Source organism: Nocardiopsis sp. MG754419 (assembly GCF_018207095.1).
GTDB lineage: Bacteria > Actinomycetota > Actinomycetes > Streptosporangiales > Streptosporangiaceae > Nocardiopsis.
In genome coordinates this window covers 20,132-37,761 of record NZ_QOCZ01000005.1, presented here as the reverse complement: position 1 = coordinate 37,761, position 17,630 = coordinate 20,132, and the positions used below count along the sequence as shown (strand labels likewise).

At 70.6% G+C, this 17,630-nt stretch carries 10 protein-coding genes; 4 read left to right on the top strand and 6 right to left on the bottom strand.

Annotated elements, in window-relative coordinates:
- Nucleotides 1–378: 378 nt before the first annotated feature.
- Both DSY14_RS01890 and gatB read right to left on the bottom strand, forming a co-directional pair.
- Nucleotides 379–3,084, bottom strand: coding sequence for a GGDEF domain-containing phosphodiesterase (locus tag DSY14_RS01890; RefSeq protein ID WP_211714652.1), 2,706 nt, complete (start codon nucleotides 3,082–3,084; stop codon nucleotides 379–381).
- A gap of 340 nt (nucleotides 3,085–3,424) precedes the next feature.
- A complete protein-coding gene (gene gatB, locus DSY14_RS01885) occupies nucleotides 3,425–4,936 on the bottom strand; it encodes an Asp-tRNA(Asn)/Glu-tRNA(Gln) amidotransferase subunit GatB (protein WP_211714651.1) in 1,512 nt (503 codons plus the stop codon).
- Nucleotides 4,937–5,184: 248 nt separating this feature from the next.
- Between gatB and DSY14_RS01880 the strand changes: the two genes are divergently transcribed.
- The 4 genes from DSY14_RS01880 to DSY14_RS01865 all read left to right on the top strand — a co-directional run bounded on the left by DSY14_RS01880 (nucleotide 5,185) and on the right by DSY14_RS01865 (nucleotide 10,993).
- Nucleotides 5,185–6,348, top strand: a complete 1,164-nt coding sequence (locus DSY14_RS01880) for a Cys-Gln thioester bond-forming surface protein (protein ID WP_211714650.1) — start codon at nucleotides 5,185–5,187, stop codon at nucleotides 6,346–6,348.
- A gap of 365 nt (nucleotides 6,349–6,713) precedes the next feature.
- Nucleotides 6,714–7,925 (top strand): thioester domain-containing protein, encoded by a 1,212-nt coding sequence (locus DSY14_RS01875; RefSeq protein WP_211714649.1) that lies wholly within the window; start codon nucleotides 6,714–6,716, stop codon nucleotides 7,923–7,925.
- Between the two features lie 415 nt (nucleotides 7,926–8,340).
- On the top strand, nucleotides 8,341–9,555 hold the full coding sequence (locus tag DSY14_RS01870) for a thioester domain-containing protein (RefSeq protein WP_307851101.1): 1,215 nt from the start codon (nucleotides 8,341–8,343) through the stop codon (nucleotides 9,553–9,555).
- 274 nt (nucleotides 9,556–9,829) lie between these two features.
- A complete protein-coding gene (locus DSY14_RS01865) occupies nucleotides 9,830–10,993 on the top strand; it encodes a thioester domain-containing protein (RefSeq protein WP_307851100.1) in 1,164 nt (387 codons plus the stop codon).
- A gap of 325 nt (nucleotides 10,994–11,318) precedes the next feature.
- Here the strand turns inward: DSY14_RS01865 and gatA are convergent, their stop codons facing one another.
- The 4 genes from gatA to ligA form a co-directional block, all read right to left on the bottom strand.
- Complete coding sequence (gene gatA / locus DSY14_RS01860; RefSeq protein ID WP_211714647.1) at nucleotides 11,319–12,815, bottom strand: Asp-tRNA(Asn)/Glu-tRNA(Gln) amidotransferase subunit GatA; 1,497 nt, start codon at nucleotides 12,813–12,815, stop codon at nucleotides 11,319–11,321.
- Entirely contained in the window at nucleotides 12,816–13,115 is a 300-nt protein-coding gene (gene gatC / locus DSY14_RS01855) for an Asp-tRNA(Asn)/Glu-tRNA(Gln) amidotransferase subunit GatC (RefSeq protein WP_211714646.1), read from the bottom strand.
- A 115-nt stretch (nucleotides 13,116–13,230) separates the two neighbouring features.
- Nucleotides 13,231–15,276: a bifunctional diguanylate cyclase/phosphodiesterase gene (locus DSY14_RS01850; protein WP_211714645.1), complete on the bottom strand. Its 2,046-nt coding sequence runs from the start codon at nucleotides 15,274–15,276 to the stop codon at nucleotides 13,231–13,233.
- Between the two features lie 115 nt (nucleotides 15,277–15,391).
- Nucleotides 15,392–17,626, bottom strand: coding sequence for an NAD-dependent DNA ligase LigA (ligA, locus tag DSY14_RS01845; protein ID WP_211714644.1), 2,235 nt, complete (start codon nucleotides 17,624–17,626; stop codon nucleotides 15,392–15,394).
- Nucleotides 17,627–17,630: the final 4 nt, after the last annotated feature.

The window sequence follows — 17,630 nt, the reverse complement described above, 5'->3', positions numbered from 1 at the left end:
GTCAACCAGAACTTAATAATGTCTCACTATTCGAGACGTCGATGTCAGCATACGGCAACCCCCTTCCCCGCGAAACCACTCCGACCTGCACGAATACACGTACGGCCCGCACCGGGTGTAACGCAGAACACGTCACAGGGCAACGACACATCGGTCGTTAGGGGGACTGAACAGTCCATAGCGGGCGATTCTTCACCGGCGTGCGCGATGGGCCCCGGTACCCCGGCGTCGACGGGCGGGCCGAGGGTCGCGGCCCGCGCGGGCCCGGAGGCACGCGAACGCGGACCCCAGGGCGCGCCCCGAGACACGGCGAGGGCGCCTCCGGGTGCCCGCCCGGGCCCACCGGCGCCCCGGACACCGCATGCGGCGGTGGGCGCCCTACAGGTTCACGCCGGCCTCGCCGCCCACGAGGGACTCCACACCGCCCGCGGGCATGGGACGGGCCACCAGGAAGCCCTGACCGTGGTCGCAGCCCATGACCCGCAGCTGTTCCAACTGCTCGGGGCGTTCGATGCCCTCGGCCACCACCTGGACGCCGAGGTCGCGGCCGAGCTGGATGATCGTGTGCGTGAGCAGCGTGACCGTGTCGTCGCGGCCCAGGTCGGCGATGAACGACGGGTCGATCTTGATGGCGTCCACACTCAGCTCACGCAGGTGGGCCAGGGACGCGTACCCCATGCCGTAGTCGTCGATGGCCAGCCGCACACCCAGGTCCCGGAGCTCACCGAGGCGTCGGACCGCCTCGTCCTGGTCGTTGAGGAGGACCTCCTCGTCCACCTCCAGGGTCAGCACCTCGGCGGGCAGGCCCGTCTCGGCGAGCACCCCCTCGACGGTCCGCACGAAGCGGGGCGACAACACCTGCTTGACGGACAGGTTGACCGACAGGCCGATGTCCCAGTCCGACACCCGCCACACGGCGACCTTCTCGCAGGCCTCCCGCAGGATCCACTCCCCCAGCGGCACGATCAGTCCGGACTCCTCGGCCGCACCGATGAAGGCGTCCGGACCGACGATCTCGCCGTCGCGGTCCCAGCGCACCAGCGCCTCCACCGCCGTGACCTGGGACGTCCCCAGGTCGACGATGGGCTGGTACTCCAGCAGGAACTCGCCGTTGCTCAGTGCCTGACGCAGGCGGATCTGCAGTTCGAGCCGGGAGACGACCATGTCGTGCATGTGCGCCGCGTACACCTCGACGTTGCCCGCACCGCGCTCCTTGGCCCGGGTCATCGCCACGTCGGCGTTGCGCAGCAGCTCGCCGCTGTCGGTGGAGGGCTCGGCGAAGGCCACGCCGATGCTCGCGGTCAGCACGATGTCCCGGTCCGCCACCTGGAAGGGTTCGGAGGCGATCACCCGGCCCAGGCGTTCGGCCAGGTCCACGACGCGCTGTGCCTTGGGCACGTCCTCGACCAGGACCGCGAACTCGTCTCCGCCCCAGCGCGCGAGCGTCGCGTTGGAGTCCAGTTCGCCGCGCAACCGCCGCGCGGCCTGCCCGAGCATGTGGTCGCCGCGCACGTGCCCGGCCGAGTCGTTGACCGCGGTGAAGCCGTCCAGGTCCAGGAAGATCACCGCGACGTCACCGGCGTGCTCGATGTTGATCGCGCGGTGCGCCAGGACGTCGCTGGCCCGCTCCTCCAGGTAGGCCCGGTTGGGAAGGCCCGTGACGCCGTCGTGGAAGGTCAGGTGCTCCACCTGGTCCTGCAGCGCCACCTGCGCGCTGATGTCCCGCGTGGTCACCAGCAGCCGGTCGGGTTCTCCGGGCTGTTCGTACAGGGAGGCCGTCGACTCGGTGTGCCGCCAGGTGCCGTCGGCGGCGCGCACCCGCAGCCGCAGGTGCACACCCTGACCGTTGCGCTGGTAGAACAGGTCGGAGGCGACCTTGGTCCGGGACAGGTCCTCGGGGTGGATGAGCGTGGTGACGGGGGCGGCCAGCACGTCGTCCAGCCGGTAGCCGAACGCCTCGGCCGTGCCCGGACTCAGGTAGAACACCCCACCGTCGCGGTCGAGCACCAGGATGACGTCGCCGCTGTTGCGGGCCAGTTCGTTGAAGTGCCCCTCCCGGTTGCGGACCATGCGCGTGAGGGTGGCGTTCTCCTCCAGCATCCCCAGCACGCGCACCACCAGCACGACCACGGCGGTCCCCGCGGCGAGCGGCAGCACCGGGGCCACGTCGGGCAGGCGCAGCGACCCCACGGTGAGCACGAGCGTGGCCACCAGGACCGCGCCCAGGGCGGCGAACTCGGGCGCGAACCGGTACAGCCCGCGCCCGGTGATCCGGCGCGGCCGGGCCCCGGGCCGGTGCTCCACCAGCCACGGCAGGGCGCCCAGCAGGGCGAAGCCGAGGAAGCGCACGGGCTGTTCGATGCCGCCGGCCACGGGCGGCCCGGTGAGACGGGTGACCGCGCCGATCATGTCGGAGGCGGCGATGAAGACCAGGGCGCCGATGGCCACCAACACGGCACGGCGCGTGCTGTGCGGCGACATGAACACCAGCGGGATGAGCAGGCACAGGACCACGATGTCGGCCACCGGGTACACCAACGCGAACCCGAGCAGCCCCGCGCCCTCGCCCAACTCCTCGTACAGCGGGGAGAACAGCAGTATCCACACGACGGAGAAGACCGCGGCGGCGCACACGTAACTGTCGGTGATGTGCCGCGTGGCCGTGCGCAGTCCGCCCGGCCAGGGTGCGAACCGCGTGAAACCGATCACGAAGAGTGGCAGCGCGCCCAACGCGAAGAGATCACCCAGGGTGAGGGAGAAGACCGAACCGGCGCTGAACGTCCGTGTGATGGCGTGAGTGAGCGCACCCGCGCACCAGGCGAGGGCGGCGAACCCGAGGAACCGCAGCGCGGCCGAGCCGTCGGCGCCGTCGACGTGGGCCTCCCGGTCGGCCCCGGTGCGGGCCCACCTCCGGGAGGCGAGCAGCAGGGACGCACCCGCCGCGCCGGCGACCACGGCTCCGGGCCATTGGCCCAGCGTGTCCGCCAGTGTGCTCTCCCCCGCGGGGATGAGCGTCCCCAGGAGGTAGAGGAGAAAGAGCGCCCCGAGCCCGAACACCGCCAGGCGGCGTGCCTTGAAGCCCATCAGGGGCCTCCCCTGCGCCAGGCTCTCTCCTCGGACATGGAGTACCCACCTCGTGATCACTCGACTCAGGACGCGGTGGACCGCACGCACCCCCCGTGCGTGGACACCCTACGCAACCAAGGTCACACGGCGATTGAGGACCGGCTGAGAGATGACGACGGAACGACTACTCTCGGTGATCTCGGTTTCGGGTTTCTGCGCCCTACGAAAGGGATCGGCGTCGCGGGGCCCTACGGCCCCACGACGCCGCACGGAGCCGGGGGGACCCGGATCGGCCATCGGCCGTCGGGTCTTCGCCCCGTCGTCCACCGCCGGCGGTGATCCCGCCGGCGACCGAAGACTACTGGGTGAGCTTCTCCAGGATGAGCTCACGGGCCCGCCCCGCGTCGGCCTGTCCACGGGTCGCCTTCATCACCGCTCCCACGAGGGCGCCGGCCGCGGCGACCTTGCCGCCACGGACCTTGTCCGCGGCGTCGGGGTTGTCGGCGATCGCCTCGTCGACGGCGGTGCCCAACGCACCGTCGTCGCTGACGACCTTGAGGCCACGGGCCTCCACCACGGCGTCGGGCTCGCCCTCACCGGCGAGCACGCCCTCGACCACCTGGCGGGCGAGCTTGTTGGTGAGCGTACCCTCGGCGACCAGCGCGATGATCCGAGCGACCTGGGCGGGGGTGATGGGCAGCGCGCCCAGCTCCACCTCCTGCTCGGTGGCGCGGCGCGACAGCTCGTTCAGCCACAGCTTGCGCGCCTCCGCCGAGGGAGCGCCTTGGACGACGGTGTCCTCCACCAGACCGATGGCGTCGGCGTTGACCAGGTCGCGCAGCTCGGTGTCGGTGAGCTCCCACTCGGCCTTCACGCGGGCACGCTGGGCCGCGGGCAGCTCGGGCAGGGTGGCGCGCAGTTCCTCGATCCACTGCTCGGACGGGGCCACCGGGACCAGGTCGGGGTCCGGGAAGTAGCGGTAGTCCTGGGCCTCCTCCTTGGAACGGCCCGAGGTGCTGCGACCGAGGTGCTCCTGGAAGTGGCGGGTCTCCTGGACGACGCGACCGCCGTCGTCGAGCACACCGGCCTGACGCTCGATCTCCGAGCGCACGGCCCGCTCCACCGAGCGCAGCGAGTTGACGTTCTTCGTCTCACTGCGGGTGCCCCACTCCGAGGCTCCGATCGCGTTGACGGACACGTTCACGTCGCAGCGCATGGAGCCCTCCTCCATGCGCACGTCGGAGATCCCGAGGGAGCGCACGAGGTCACGGAGCTCCGCGGCGTAGGCGCGGGCGACCATGGGCGCCAGATCACCGGTGTCGGTGATGGGCTTGGTGACGATCTCCAGTAGCGGGATGCCCGCACGGTTGTAGTCCACGTTGGAGTGGCTGGCACCGTGGATCCGCCCGGTGGAACCGCCGACGTGGGAGGACTTGCCGGTGTCCTCCTCCATGTGCACGCGCTCGATCTCGATCCGGAACTCGCGGGGGCCGTCGGGGGTGTCGACGGTGACGTCGAGGTGACCGTCGACGCAGATCGGCTCGTCGTACTGGGAGATCTGGTAGTTCTTCGGCATGTCCGGGTAGAAGTAGTTCTTCCGGGCGAACCGGCCCCAGGGGGCGATGGAGCAGTTGAGCGCCAGTCCCAGACGGATCGCTCCCTCCACGGCCTTCTCGTTGACCACCGGCAGCGAACCCGGGAAGGCCAGACACACCGGGCACACCTGGGTGTTGGGCTCGGCGCCGAAGGCGGTGGGGCAGGGGCAGAACATCTTGGAGGCGGTGCCCAGCTCGATGTGGGTCTCCAGGCCGAGCACCGGTTCGTACCTGGTCAGTGCCTGCTCGAAGCTTGGAGTTACCGCGTGGGCCATCGCCGCAAACCCGTTTCAGTAGAGGACATACCTTCCCGGTCAGCCTACCGAGGTCGCGGGCCCCTCCGCGCCCGTTCACGGATGTGGTGGGACCGACGGATGTCACGGCCCGCACACGATTGGGCCGCTGTAGAGGTGATCTACCGTCACTCAGGGTGCCGGACCGTTAGTCTTAATTGCCCAGAAACACGAATTCGCCGGTCGGGGCAGGGTCGCCCCGATCGTCCTTCGCCCGGGAGCGCCTGAGCATGTCCGGCATCTTGCGTCGGTGCGCCGCGTTGCTTTCCGCCACCGCACTGATCGGCACCCTCTCCGTTTCGCCCGTCCACGCCGACGATTTCTCCCGCGTGGACCGCGATCCGGTGGCGGGTCTTCCCGTCGTGCTCGACGACGGACGGGAACCGGACACGGCGCTGTTCAGCCTGCGCGTGGCCGACGAGGACTCGGTGCGCGCCTACGCGATGGTGGCGGACGAGGAGGTGCGCCCCCGCACGGCCTACGTGGAGTCGGCGTGGGCCGACCGCCCCGAGTGGACGGACACGGCCTGGGCCACGGACCCGGCCGACCGGGCGAACTGGATCGTGAGCAACTCCTACCCCCACCTGCCGCTGCTCTCCCTGGGCCTGTCCACGGGGGTGCCACTGCTGGAGGAGCAGACGGCGATCGCCGCCACCCAGGCGGCCCTGTGGCACGTGCTGGACGGGGCCGAGCCGGACCGGGAGGCCAACCCCGAGGACGTCCTGCGCGTGTTCGACCACCTGGTCGAGGGCAGCACCGCTGCGCAGGGCGGCACCACCGCCCGGTCGCTGGAACTGTCCCCCACCCATGTGGAGGCCGTGGCCCCCGCCGAACCCCTGGGCCCGTTGACGATCACCAGCGCGGGCGAGGAGCCGGTGCGGCTGTCGGTACGCGGCGCGCCCGCGTCATGGCTGGTCGACTCCGAGGGCCGGGAGGTGTCCCTGGCCTCGGACGGCGACGAGGTCTACCTCGCCGTGGACCCGTCGGTGCCGGCCGGGGTGGTCACCCTGCACGCACGGGGCTCGTCGGTGCCCTTGGAGGAGGGACGACTGTTCACCGGCCGCGAGGGGGTGCGGACCCAACCGCTCGTCACCGCGGAGCCGGGCATGGCGACCAGTTCCACCACGGCGACGTTCACCTGGCATGCGGAGGAACCGGCCGCGGGCGACGTCGACGACGAGCCGATGACCGTCGCGCCGGAGGAGCCGGCACCGCTCGACGCGGAGCCGACCGAGGAACCCGAAGCGGTGACGGAAGTCCCGGAGACCGATGACCGAAACCCCGACGAGGGGTTGGCGTTCACCGGCACCTGGTTGTCCGGTCTCCTGGTCATCGCGGGCGCACTCGTGGTGTCCGGCCTGCTCATCCTGGTTCTGGGAAGAAAACGCCGGTAGGGGAAACCGGGGCGATCCCGAAAAGGGACCGGCATTGGACCGAGAATTCTCTTCAGAGTTCGACACATGCTCTGTAATGCGGACTTGTCGTGATCTGAACGACAGCTGTCCACAATTTCCGCCAACCGGGTTGGAAGCCCATGTTCGGGTCGCTAGTATCGGCCGGGCGGATCGCGACCCCGACGAACACGAACCCCCTTCGTGTTGGAGCCGCTCCCGCTCCATCACAGTGAACGGCAGGCGCCCGTGTGGGTCCCCGCCCTTACGGCCCCTGCCCGTCGCCGGCCATCGCGACCGCCCCCGCACCCGGTGGTCTCGCCGCACGAGTGAGCCATCCGGTAACCCCTAGATAACCGGGACACAATGTGAGCCAGTCTGTTCTCCCCCGAAACGCCGGCCGTGCGGTTCTCGCCGTCGGCGCCGCCGCGGCTCTCGCCTTCGGCCTTTCCGCCCCCGCGGCCGCCGAACCGGCGGAACCCTACGAGGGCGCCATTCGCGCCGAATACCAGGGCGACATCGAGGACGGCATCCCCGTCGACATGGGCCTCGGAGGCACCACCGTCACCCGCGTCTACCAGCTGGTGCGCGAGGACGGCAGCACCCTGCGCACGTACTGCATCGACCACGACACGGGCATCCGCAAGACCTCCTACGTCGAGGGCGACTGGGAGGAGTACCCGGGCAAGGGCGACTTCGACTCCGCCAAGGTCAACTGGGTCCTGCAGAACTCCTACCCGCACGTGGACGTGGAGACCATCGCCGGCGCCACCGGCATCGAGGGTCTGACGGTCAAGGAGGCCGTCGCGGCCACCCAGGCGGCGGTCTGGCACTTCAGTAACGGCTACGAGTTCCAGGGCACCAAGGACGGTGAGTCCGAGGAGAACGTCCGCGCCCTGTACGACCACCTCCTCGCGGAGGCCGTTCCGGTCGAGCAGCAGCCCGACGCCACCCTGGAGGTCGAGCCCAACCACGCCGCGGGCACCGCCGGCGAGGTCGTCGGTGAGTTCACCGTCACCACCAACGCGGGCGAGGTCACACTCGACCTCGACGCGCCCGAGGGCGTGGAACTGGTCGACGTCGCGACCGGTGAGAAGGTCGACGCCGTCGGCGACGGCGACACGGTGGGCTTCGCCGTCCCCGAGGACGCCGAGCCGGGCGAGGCGGGCTTCACCGTCTCCGCCACCACCACGACCGAGGTCGGTCGCCTCTTCAAGGGCGAGGACGAGCGCAAGGGCAAGGAGACCCAGACCCTCATCACCGCCGGTGAGGACGAGGTCACCGTCCAGGCCGGTGCGCGGGTCGAGTGGACCGAGGGTGAGGGTGGCAAGACCCCGCCGCCGCCCACCGACGAGCCGTCCGAGACCCCCGAGCCGAGCGACGAGCCGACCCCGAGCGACGAGCCGACCGAGCCCGAGGAGAAGCCCGCTCCGCCCAAGGAGGAGCAGCCGACCCTGCCCGTGACCGGTGGCGCGCTCGCCGGCCTGGTCGCGGCCGGTATCGCCACCCTGGGCGCCGGCGGCGCGGCGATCTACCTGAGCCGCAAGCGCAAGACCGAGGCCGCGGGCGACGACGCCTGAGCGTTCTCGCCGTACACTCGCGGGTGAGTCCCGCGTGAGGAGGGCCCGTCTCCGCCTCGAACATCGCGTTCGAGGGGTGGCGGGCCCTTCGTGTCGCTCGGATCACGGAATCGTGATCGGACAAAAGCGCTGGTAGCGGACGATGCTTCGCAATCTCGCGCGATTCCCCAAAAAAGTTGTCCGAAACCTGTAATCCGAACGTCCGCATCATCCGTCTCATGCGTGCGGACCCTTCCCGGCCGCCCCAGAGGTCCCTACACCTCCGCGCCGGAAGCCGCACCCCCGCCTGACGGCCGTGGCCCCCGGCCACGCCCGACCCCCGTCCGACACGGATCCCCATTTCCGGCGGATGCCGTTCAGGCTCACTACGAGATCACCGGGATCAACGTTGACTCAGATTTCCACTCTCCCCCGAGTGCGTCGCGCCGTCCTGCCGACCGCGGCCGCCGCGCTTCTCGCCTTCGGCATGGCCGCCCCCGCCGCCGCCGACGAGGCGGAGCGCACCAAGGCAACGTACAACTACAAGGGCCAGTCCGGCATCTCCATCAAGATGAACGGCGAAGAAGGTGTATCCGGCACCAAGCTGTTCGACCTCAACCTGGCCGAGGGCGGCAAGCTCCGGACCTACTGCATCGACCTGGAGACGCCGATCCCCCTGGACATGGGCTCCGTTCCCTACGTCGAGGGGGACTGGGCGGACTACCCGGGCGAGGGTGAATTCGTCGCCCAGTCCGGCAAGGTGCTCTCCGTTCTCCAGCAGGGCTTCCCCAAGACCGACCTGGCCGGCCTGCGCACCGCCGCCGGTCAGCCGCGCCTGACCGAGGCCGAGGCGATCGCCGGCACCCAGGCCGCCATCTGGCACTTCAGCAACGGCAGCGAGTTCACGGGTCTCGACGGGACCCGTGACCGCAACATCGAGCCGCGGATCCGGGCCGTGTACGACCACCTGGTCGACAACGCCGAGGACCTCACCGAGCCCGAGCCCGCCCTCAAGATCGACCCGGGAACGGCCGAGGGCACCGCCGGCGAGATCGTCGGTGAGTTCACCGTCACCACCGACGCCGAAGCACTGGAGCTGGTCGAGTCCGCCGACAACCCCGAGGGCGTCTCGCTGGTCTACGTCGAGACCGGCGAACTCGTCGAGACCGTCACCGATGGCGACGTCCTCGGCTTCGCCGTTCCCGAGGACGCCGAGCCCGGCACCGCCGGCTTCACCCTCACCGGAACCAGCACCGTGTTCGCCGGTCGTCTCTTCCAGGGCGATGGGACCAAGACGCAGACCCTCATCACCGCCGACGACGGCGAGGCCACCGTCACCGCGTCGGTCTCCGCGAGCTGGGGTGCGGTGGACGGCCCCGAGCCCGAGCCGGAGCCGGAGCCCACCCCGGACCCGGAGCCGACCCCGGAGCCCACCCCGGACACGGAGGAGCCCGGCGGGAAGCCGACCCCGACCGACGAGCCCGAGGACACCAAGCCCGCCCCGGGCAAGGATGACGAGCCCACGCTGCCCGTGACCGGTGGCGCGCTCGCCGGCCTGGTCGCGGCCGGTATCGCCACCCTGGGCGCCGGCGGCGCCGCGCTGTACCTGAGCCGTAAGCGCAAGGCCGCCGCGGACGCCTCCGAGGTCTGATCCGGAGCCGCGCGCACGCCCGAGGGCCCGCACTCGTGACCTGGTCACGGGGGCGGGCCCTCGCCGTTTCCGGGGTCGTGTCCCCGCATCCTCCGCGTCGGGAGGCGCCTCGAAGGACATCCTTCGCATACGACCCATTACCCAACGCGACGATCGGTTTACCCGTCACGTCCTACCTGGCTGATAGCGGCCACATTCGCCGAATCTCGTTGTTCGGGGGGCGTCGCTGTGAAAACCTCACCGTCTTCACACCTCCAGGAAGCGACGTGACACCGTGTCCCTCCGCACCTCATCAGCGCTCACGATCCGCGCGACCGCGACCGCCGCACTCTTCGTGCTCATGGCGTTCACACCGGCCACCGCGGAGACCACCCCCTACCGAGGCTCGGTCGAGGGACGCTACACCGGCGTCACCGAGCACGGGCACGCCGTCACCATGGAGGGCGAGCCCTACACCACCACCGCGACCTTCAACGTCCACTTGGAGGAGAGCGACCAACAGCTCACCGCCTACTGCATCGACGTGCGCACCGGGCTCGTCGAGGACGCCTGGTACCGCGAGGACCAGTGGGACAACTACCCCGGGCAGGGCGACTTCGCCGAGCCCGGCAAGGTGCACTGGATCCTCAAGAACTCCTATCCGGTGGTGGACGTCGAGGACCTCCAGAAGCAGGCCGAGGTGGCCCGACTCACCGAGTCCGAGGCGCTCACGGCCACCCAGGCCGCCATCTGGCACTTCAGCAACGGCGTCGACCTGGAACGGGTCGAAAAGGGGCCCGAACTGGACGTGAACGTCAACGCGGGCAACGTCACGCACCTCTACCACCACCTGATCGACAACGCCGTGGACCTGCCGAACGAACCGGCCTCACCGCTCACGATCAGTCCGGACGTGGACTCGGGGCTGGCCGGGGACTCCATCGGCGCGTTCACCGTGGAGACCAGTGGGGAGAGCATCCCGGTGACCGTCGAGGGACCGGACGGGGTCGTCCTGGTCGACGCCGACAGCGGCGAGACCGTCGAGAAGGTGTCCGACGGCGACGTCGTGGCCTTCTCCGTTCCGGCGGACGCGGACGCGGGCGAGGCCACCCTCGTCCTGGAGACCACCGCCGCGGTGGAGACCGGCCGTCTGTTCAAGGGTGAGGACGACGACGAACCCACCCAGACGCTCATCACGGCGGAGGACAGCGAGATCCTCATCGGGGAGATCGCCACGGTCGCCTGGGACGCCGCGGGCGGCACCCCGCCCGAGATGGCCTCGACCGCCGAGCCCGACCCGTCGCCGGCCGCCGATCAGGCCTCGGTGCCCACCAACAACGGTCTGCCGTTCACCGGCGGCACGCTGGTCGCCCTGGCCGCCGCGGCCGCGGTGGCGCTCACCGGTGGTGGCACGGCCCTGCACCTGGCCCGCCGACGCCGGGCCGGAGCGGCCGAGTAGGCCCGATCCAGGCCGTGCGCCCCAGGGCTCTCCCTGCCCTGGACGGGTCGGGGACGACAGGGCCGTCGAGGGGCGCGGGCTCCTGCCGGTCCGGGACCGGTCGAACGGTCGGTCCGGCGCTCCGCGAGGAGCGGCACGGGCCGGTCACGGGACCGGCCGGTCCCCCACCAACGGCCTTCGGCACCCGCCACGGTTCACCGCCGCGGCTCCGGGAATCGGAGCCGGGCCGTGCGCGCGGGGCGTCCGCCGGCGTCGCGGCCGACGTGCGAACGCCCGACCGCACGGCGGGAACCCTGCGGACCCGCCGTGGTGCGATGCACAGACGCTAGGCCACGGCGTAGGGGCTGCGTGCGATGAGCGCGCCGTCCCGACCGGTCAGGGCGCGCTCGACCGCAGCCGCGACCCGGTAGGTGCGGTCGTCGGCCAGCGGCGGCGCCATGACCTGGAAACCGACCGGCAGGCCGTCCTCGGGGGCCAGCCCGCACGGCACCGACAGGGAGGCGTTCCCGGCCAGGTTCGACGGGATGGTGCACAGGTCGGCCAGGTACATGGCCATCGGGTCCTCGGAACGCTCACCGATCGGGAAGGCGGTGGTGGGCGTGGTCGGCGAGACCAGCACGTCCACGTTCTCGAAGGCGGCGTCGAAGTCGCGCTTGATGAGCGTGCGGACCTGCTGGGCGCTGCCGTAGTAGGCGTCGTAGTAGCCACTGGACAGCGCGTAGGTGCCGAGCATGATCCGACGCTTGACCTCGGGGCCGAAGCCCTGGGCACGGGTCAGCGACATGACCTCCTCGGCGCTGCGCGTGCCGTCGTCGCCCACCCGCAGGCCGTACCGCATGGCGTCGAAACGGGCCAGGTTGGACGAGCACTCGCTGGGCGCGATGAGGTAGTAGGCGCTCAGGGCGGCGTCGAAGCTGGGGCAGGACACCTCGACGACCTTGGCGCCCAGGGACTCCAGCAGCTCCACGGTCTCGCGGAAGCGCTGTCGCACACCCGGCTGGAAGCCGTCGTTGTCCAGCTCCTTGACGACGCCGACGCGCAGACCCTCGACGTCGCCGTTGCGGGCGGCCTCGACCACCGGCGGCACCGCGGCCTCGATGGAGGTGGAGTCGCGCGGGTCGTGACCGGAGAACGCCTCATGGAGCAGGGCGGCGTCCAGCACGTTGCGCGCGAACGGGCCCGGGGTGTCCAGGGAGGAGGCGAAGGCGATCATCCCGTAGCGGGAGGAACCGCCGTAGGTGGGCTTGCCGCCCACCAGGCCGCAGACCGCGGCGGGCTGGCGGATGGAGCCGCCGGTGTCGGTACCGGTGGCCAGAGGCGCCTCGAACGCGGCCACGGCCGCCGACGAACCGCCGGAGGAACCACCGGGGATCCGTGTGGTGTCCCAGGGGTTGCGGGTCACCTGGTAGGCCGAATTCTCCGTGGAGGAGCCCATGGCGAACTCGTCCATGTTGGTCTTGCCCAGGATGACCATCCCGGCCTCGCGCAGACGCGCGGTGACGGTGGCGTCGTAGGGCGGACGCCACCCCTCCAGGATCTTGGAGGCGGCGGTGGTGGGCATGTCCCGGGTGGTGAACACGTCCTTGTGCGCGACCGGCACACCGGCGAGGGGGCCCAGTTCGGCGCCCTCGGCCCGCCGGGCGTCCACGGCGCGGGCCTGCTCCAGGGCCTGTTCCCGGCCGACGTGGAGGAACGCCCGGATGTCGCCGTCGACCGTCGCGATGCGGTCGAGATAGGCGGTGGTGGCCTCCTCGGAGGAGACCTCGCCCGTCTTGATGGCGGCGCCGAGTTCCGCGGCGCCGAGACCGATGACCTCGCTCATCTACTCTTCCTCCCCAAGGATCCGCGGGACCCGGAAACGCTGGTCCTCCACCGCGGGCGCTCCGGCCAGGGCCTGCTCGGGGGTGAGGCCGGGCCGGGCCTCGTCGGGGCGGTAGACGTTGGTCAGCGGCAGGGCGTGCGAGCTCGGCGGGATGTCGCCCTGGGCGACCTCCTGCACCTTGGCCACGGCGGTGAGGATGTCACCGAGCTGGGCGGCGAGCGTGTCGAGCTCGCTCTCGTCGAGCGCCAGCCGCGACAACCGGGCGAGGTGCGCGACCTCATCGCGGGTGATGGCGGTCATCAGTTGAGAACCGTTTCTTCGGCGGACGGGTGATCAGCCCAATCCTATTGGCCCCGACCCATGAGGCGGTCCGGTTCCCCGGCACCTGAGGCCGATGACACCTCGGCCTGCGAGATCACTGTGAGCGGGTCGAGTTCTCGGTGCCGTGGGCGGACCACCAGGGCAGGACCTCGCGAGGGTCCATGGGTGCGGCGAAGTGGTGGCCCTGGGCCGCGTGGCAGCCGCTCTCCCGCGCGGCCTCGGCCAACGGTGCGGTGCTCACGCCCTCGGCGGTGGCGCGCATGCCGAGGGCCCGGACCAGGGTGATGGAGGCGCGCACCACGGTGTGGCCGTGCGAGTCGCCGTCCGCCAGGCGCGCGGTGAACGATTCGTGGATCTTCACCTCGTCCAGGGGCAGTCCGACCAGTTGGGCGAGGGTGAAGTGCCCGGTACCGAAGTCGTCCAGGGCCAGACCCACGCCGAGTCCGCGCAGCCGCTCGACCGCGGCGGTCGCGGCCTCGGGGTCGGCGATGAGGGTCTGTTCGCCGACCTCCAGGACCAGCCGTTCGGCGGCCACCCCGTGCTCGCGCAGGGCCGCGGCGACGGTCTCGGGCAGGTCGGGGCACAGGAGTTCGCGCACCCCCAGGTTCACCGACACCGGCAGGCTGAGGCCCTCGGCGTGCCAGCGGGCCGACCGGGCGAGGGTGATGTCGAGTACCTGGGCGGTGAAGGCGCGGAACAGGTTGGAGTGCTCGATGACCGGAAGGAACTCGTCGGGGGTGAGCAGGCCGCGGGCCGGATGCCGCCATCGGGCCAGGGCCTCGAAACCGACGGGCAGGCCGTCGGCCAGTCCGATCTTGGGTTGGTAGCGCATCTCCAGCGCGCCTTCGGCGAGCCCCCGCCGCAGTTCGCTGTACATGCTCAGGCGTGCGGTGGAGTTGCGGTCCTTGCCGGGGTCGTAGCTCTCCACGCCGGTGCGGTCGGACTTGGCGACGTACATCGCGACGTCGGCCCGCTGCATGAGCGACTCGAAATCGGTGGCGTCGTCGGGGTACAGGGCGATGCCGGTGCTGACCTGGAGGTCGAAGTCCATGCCGTCCAGGCGCACCGGTTCGGCGAGGGCGCCGCGTAGGCGCAGGGCCACCTCGCGCGCGGACTCGGTGTCGCGGACCTGGGGCAGCAGGATCGCGAACTCGTCCCCGCCCAGTCGGGACACGAGGTCGTTGGGGCGCACGCTGTGCGTGAGCCGGTGAGCGAGCGTCTGCAGGAGTCGGTCGCCGGTGGGGTGGCCGAGGGTGTCGTTGACCTCCTTGAAACGGTCCAGGTCGAGCAGGAGCAGACCGACGCGGGCGCCGTTCTGGTGGGCCCGCACGATCTCCCGACGGGAGCGGACGGTGAGGAGCTTACGGTTGGCCAGCCCGGTGAGTTCGTCGTGGTTGGCCTGGTGATCGCGTTTCACCAACAGCAGGGAGCTGGTGTAGAGGGCGCCCAGGGGCAAGGCGAACAGCGGCACGTACAGCACCGAGTGGGTCATCGCGATGACGATGAGCGGGGCGAGGCTGAGCAGGACCATCGAGACGAGGATCTGTTGGCGCAGCCCCTTGAACATCACCTGGCGCAGCGGCACCCGCTCGTGCATGGCCACGGCGCACAGGACCAGGATGCGGTTGACCGTGAAGGAGGCGGCCCCGGCCAGGGCGACGGCGGCGATCTCGCCGCCGACCGGCACCCCGGGGGTGGTGATGATGCCCGGCATGACCAGGCGCAGGACGGCGTCGGCCACCCCCAGGGACAGTACGTACTGGGCGGCGTTGAAGGCGGTTCGGTGCGCCGCGTGGGTGCGGACCACCCCGGCGACGACCGTGGCCGTGCACTGGACGAGCGCGGCGATGGGCAGGCCGTAGAAGATGACGAGGGCGAAGGTGAAGGGCAGCGAGGTCGGCGCCCCGGAACCGGGGGCCTGGCCCGGCATGGCGATGGGTCTCAGCTCGCCCAGCACCACCATGCACAGCATGACCCAGACCAGAGGTTCCCGCGCGTGCAGGAACAGCTGGTCCGGGCCGAGGCCGAGGACGGAGACACCGAGAAGGAACGCACCCGCGGCGGTGGCCCCCACCATGTAGAGCCACAGCGGGGTTCCGACACGCGGCCCGATGTCACGGGTACCGATGGGATCCTTCATCCGTGTCCTCGAGCTTCATGACCGTAAACCCGGATACGGCCAGGTCCGTATCCGGGGAGTTGGCGCCCAGCTTACGGGCTTTCGTCACCAACTGTCGTACGGCATGAACTATGCGTTAACCAATTTGTTCGTCGGCCACGTCGTCCTTCGACTCCTCCGGCGGGTTGATACGCACGTTCTCGGCCGCTTCGGGGCCCTGTTCCAGCAGAATGCGGAACCCGGCCTCGTCCAGCACCGGAACGCCCAACTTCACGGCCTTGTCGTATTTGGAGCCGGGTGCGTCGCCCACCACCACGAACGACGTCTTCTTGGAGACCGAGCCCGTGGCCCGACCGCCCTCCTCGGCGATGGCCTCCTTGGCCCCGTCACGGGTGAACCCCTCCAGGGACCCGGTGACCACCACCGTCGCCCCTTCGAGCAGGCGCGACCCGAGGGCCTGGCCCTCGTCCTCCATGCGGACACCGGCCGCCGCCCACTTACGGACGATCTCGGCGTGCCAGTCGACCTGGAACCACGCGTGCACGGACCGGGCGATGGTCGGGCCGACGCCGTCCACCGCCGCGAGCTCCTCCTCGGTGGCGTCGCGGATCGCGTCCATCGACCGGAAGTGCCGGGCCAGGTCCTCGGCGGCGCGCGGACCCACGTGCCGAATGGACAGCGAGACGAGCACCCGCCACAGCGGTTTCTTCTTGGCCTCCTCCAACTGGTCGAAGAGCTTCTCGACGGTCTTCTTCGGTTCGCCCTTGAGATTGGCGAAGAAGGAGACGACCTTGGGCTCTCCGGTCTTGGGGTCGGTCTTGGGTTCGGTGGTGTCCGGGTCCAACACGTGGGTGCGGATCGGCAGCAGCTGCTCGACGGTGAGGTCGAACAGGTCCCCCTCGTCCCGGAGCGGCGGCTCGGACGGTTCCAGCGGCTGGGTGAGCGCGGTGGCCGCCACGTACCCCAGGGCCTCGATGTCCAGGGCCTTGCGTCCGGCGATGAAGGCGACGCGTTCGCGCAGCTGGCCCGGGCAGGAGCGGGCGTTGGGGCAGCGCAGGTCGACGTCGCCCTCCTTCTGCTGCCCCAGCTTCGTGCCGCACTCGGGGCAGTGCTCGGGCATGACGAACGCGCGTTCGGAGCCGTCGCGGCGGTCGGTGACCGGACCGACGATCTCGGGGATGACGTCGCCGGCCTTGCGCAGCACCACGACGTCGCCGATGAGCACCGCCTTGCGGGCCACCTCCTGGGCGTTGTGCAGGGTCGCGAACTCCACCTCCGAGCCCGCGACCACCACCGGTTCCATGACGCCGTACGGGGTGACCCGCCCGGTGCGCCCTACACCCACCTTGATGTCGACCAGCCTGGTGGTGACCTCCTCGGGCGGGTACTTGTAGGCGACCGCCCACCGTGGTGCCCGGCTGGTGGAACCGAGCCTGCGCTGGAGCGCGAAGTCGTCCACCTTGATGACGATGCCGTCGATCTCGTAGGCGGGGTCGTGCCGGTGTTCCTGGTAGAAGGCCACGTAGTCGCGGACCCCGGCCATCGTGCCGAGCACCTTGTAGCGGTCGCTGAGCGGCAGCCCCCACTCCCCCAGCAACCGGTAGGCCTGCGACTGGCTGGTGAAGACGACCTCCTCGCCACCGTCGGCCGCCGGGGTGTAGGCGCCCACCCCGTGCAGGATCATGGTGAGCGGCCGGGTGGCCGTCACCCGCGGGTCCTTCTGGCGCAGGGAACCGGCGGCGGCGTTGCGCGGGTTGGCGAACGGCGCGTGGCTCCCCTCGTCGGCGATGCGCGCGTTGAGCCGCTGGAAGTCCTCGACCGGCAGGAAGACCTCGCCGCGCACCTCCAGCAGCGCGGGGGCGGGGCGCACGCTCTCGTCGAGGCGCTCGGGGACCACACCGATGGTGCGCACGTTGAGGGTGATGTCCTCACCCACCCGGCCGTCGCCGCGGGTGGCGGCCCGCACCAGGCGGCCCTGTTCGTAGACCAGGTCCACGGCCAGTCCGTCGATCTTCAGCTCGCACAGGTAGGCGTCGACGGGTACCTCGGCCGACGCTCGATCGGCCCAGGCGTCGAGCTCCTCGAAGTCGAAGGCGTTGGCCAGGCTCTCCATCCGCACCAGGTGCTCGACCTCGGCGAAGTCGACGCTGATCGGCGCCCCGACCTTCTGGGTGGGCGAGTCCTGGGTGATGAGGATCGGATGCCGGTCCTCGATGTCGCGGAGTTCGAGCATGAGCGTGTCGTACTCGGCGTCGGAGATGATCGGTGCGCCCATGTAGTACCGGTAGCTGTGGTCGTCCAGCTCACGACACAACTCGGCGTGCCGGGCGCGTTCCTCGTCAGGGACGGTGGTGTTGTCGGGCGCGCTCACTGCA

Bases quoted from the DNA above. Each gene is read 5' to 3' on its own strand.
- gatB (WP_211714651.1), bottom strand. From the start codon at position 4,936: ATGGCCCACGCGGTAACTCCAAGCTTCGAGCAGGCACTGACCAGGTAC.
- DSY14_RS01890 (WP_211714652.1), bottom strand. From the start codon at position 3,084: ATGGGCTTCAAGGCACGCCGCCTGGCGGTGTTCGGGCTCGGGGCGCTC.
- gatC (WP_211714646.1), bottom strand. From the start codon at position 13,115: ATGACCGCCATCACCCGCGATGAGGTCGCGCACCTCGCCCGGTTGTCG.
- gatA (WP_211714647.1), bottom strand. From the start codon at position 12,815: ATGAGCGAGGTCATCGGTCTCGGCGCCGCGGAACTCGGCGCCGCCATC.
- DSY14_RS01880 (WP_211714650.1), top strand. From the start codon at position 5,185: ATGTCCGGCATCTTGCGTCGGTGCGCCGCGTTGCTTTCCGCCACCGCA.
- DSY14_RS01850 (WP_211714645.1), bottom strand. From the start codon at position 15,276: ATGAAGGATCCCATCGGTACCCGTGACATCGGGCCGCGTGTCGGAACC.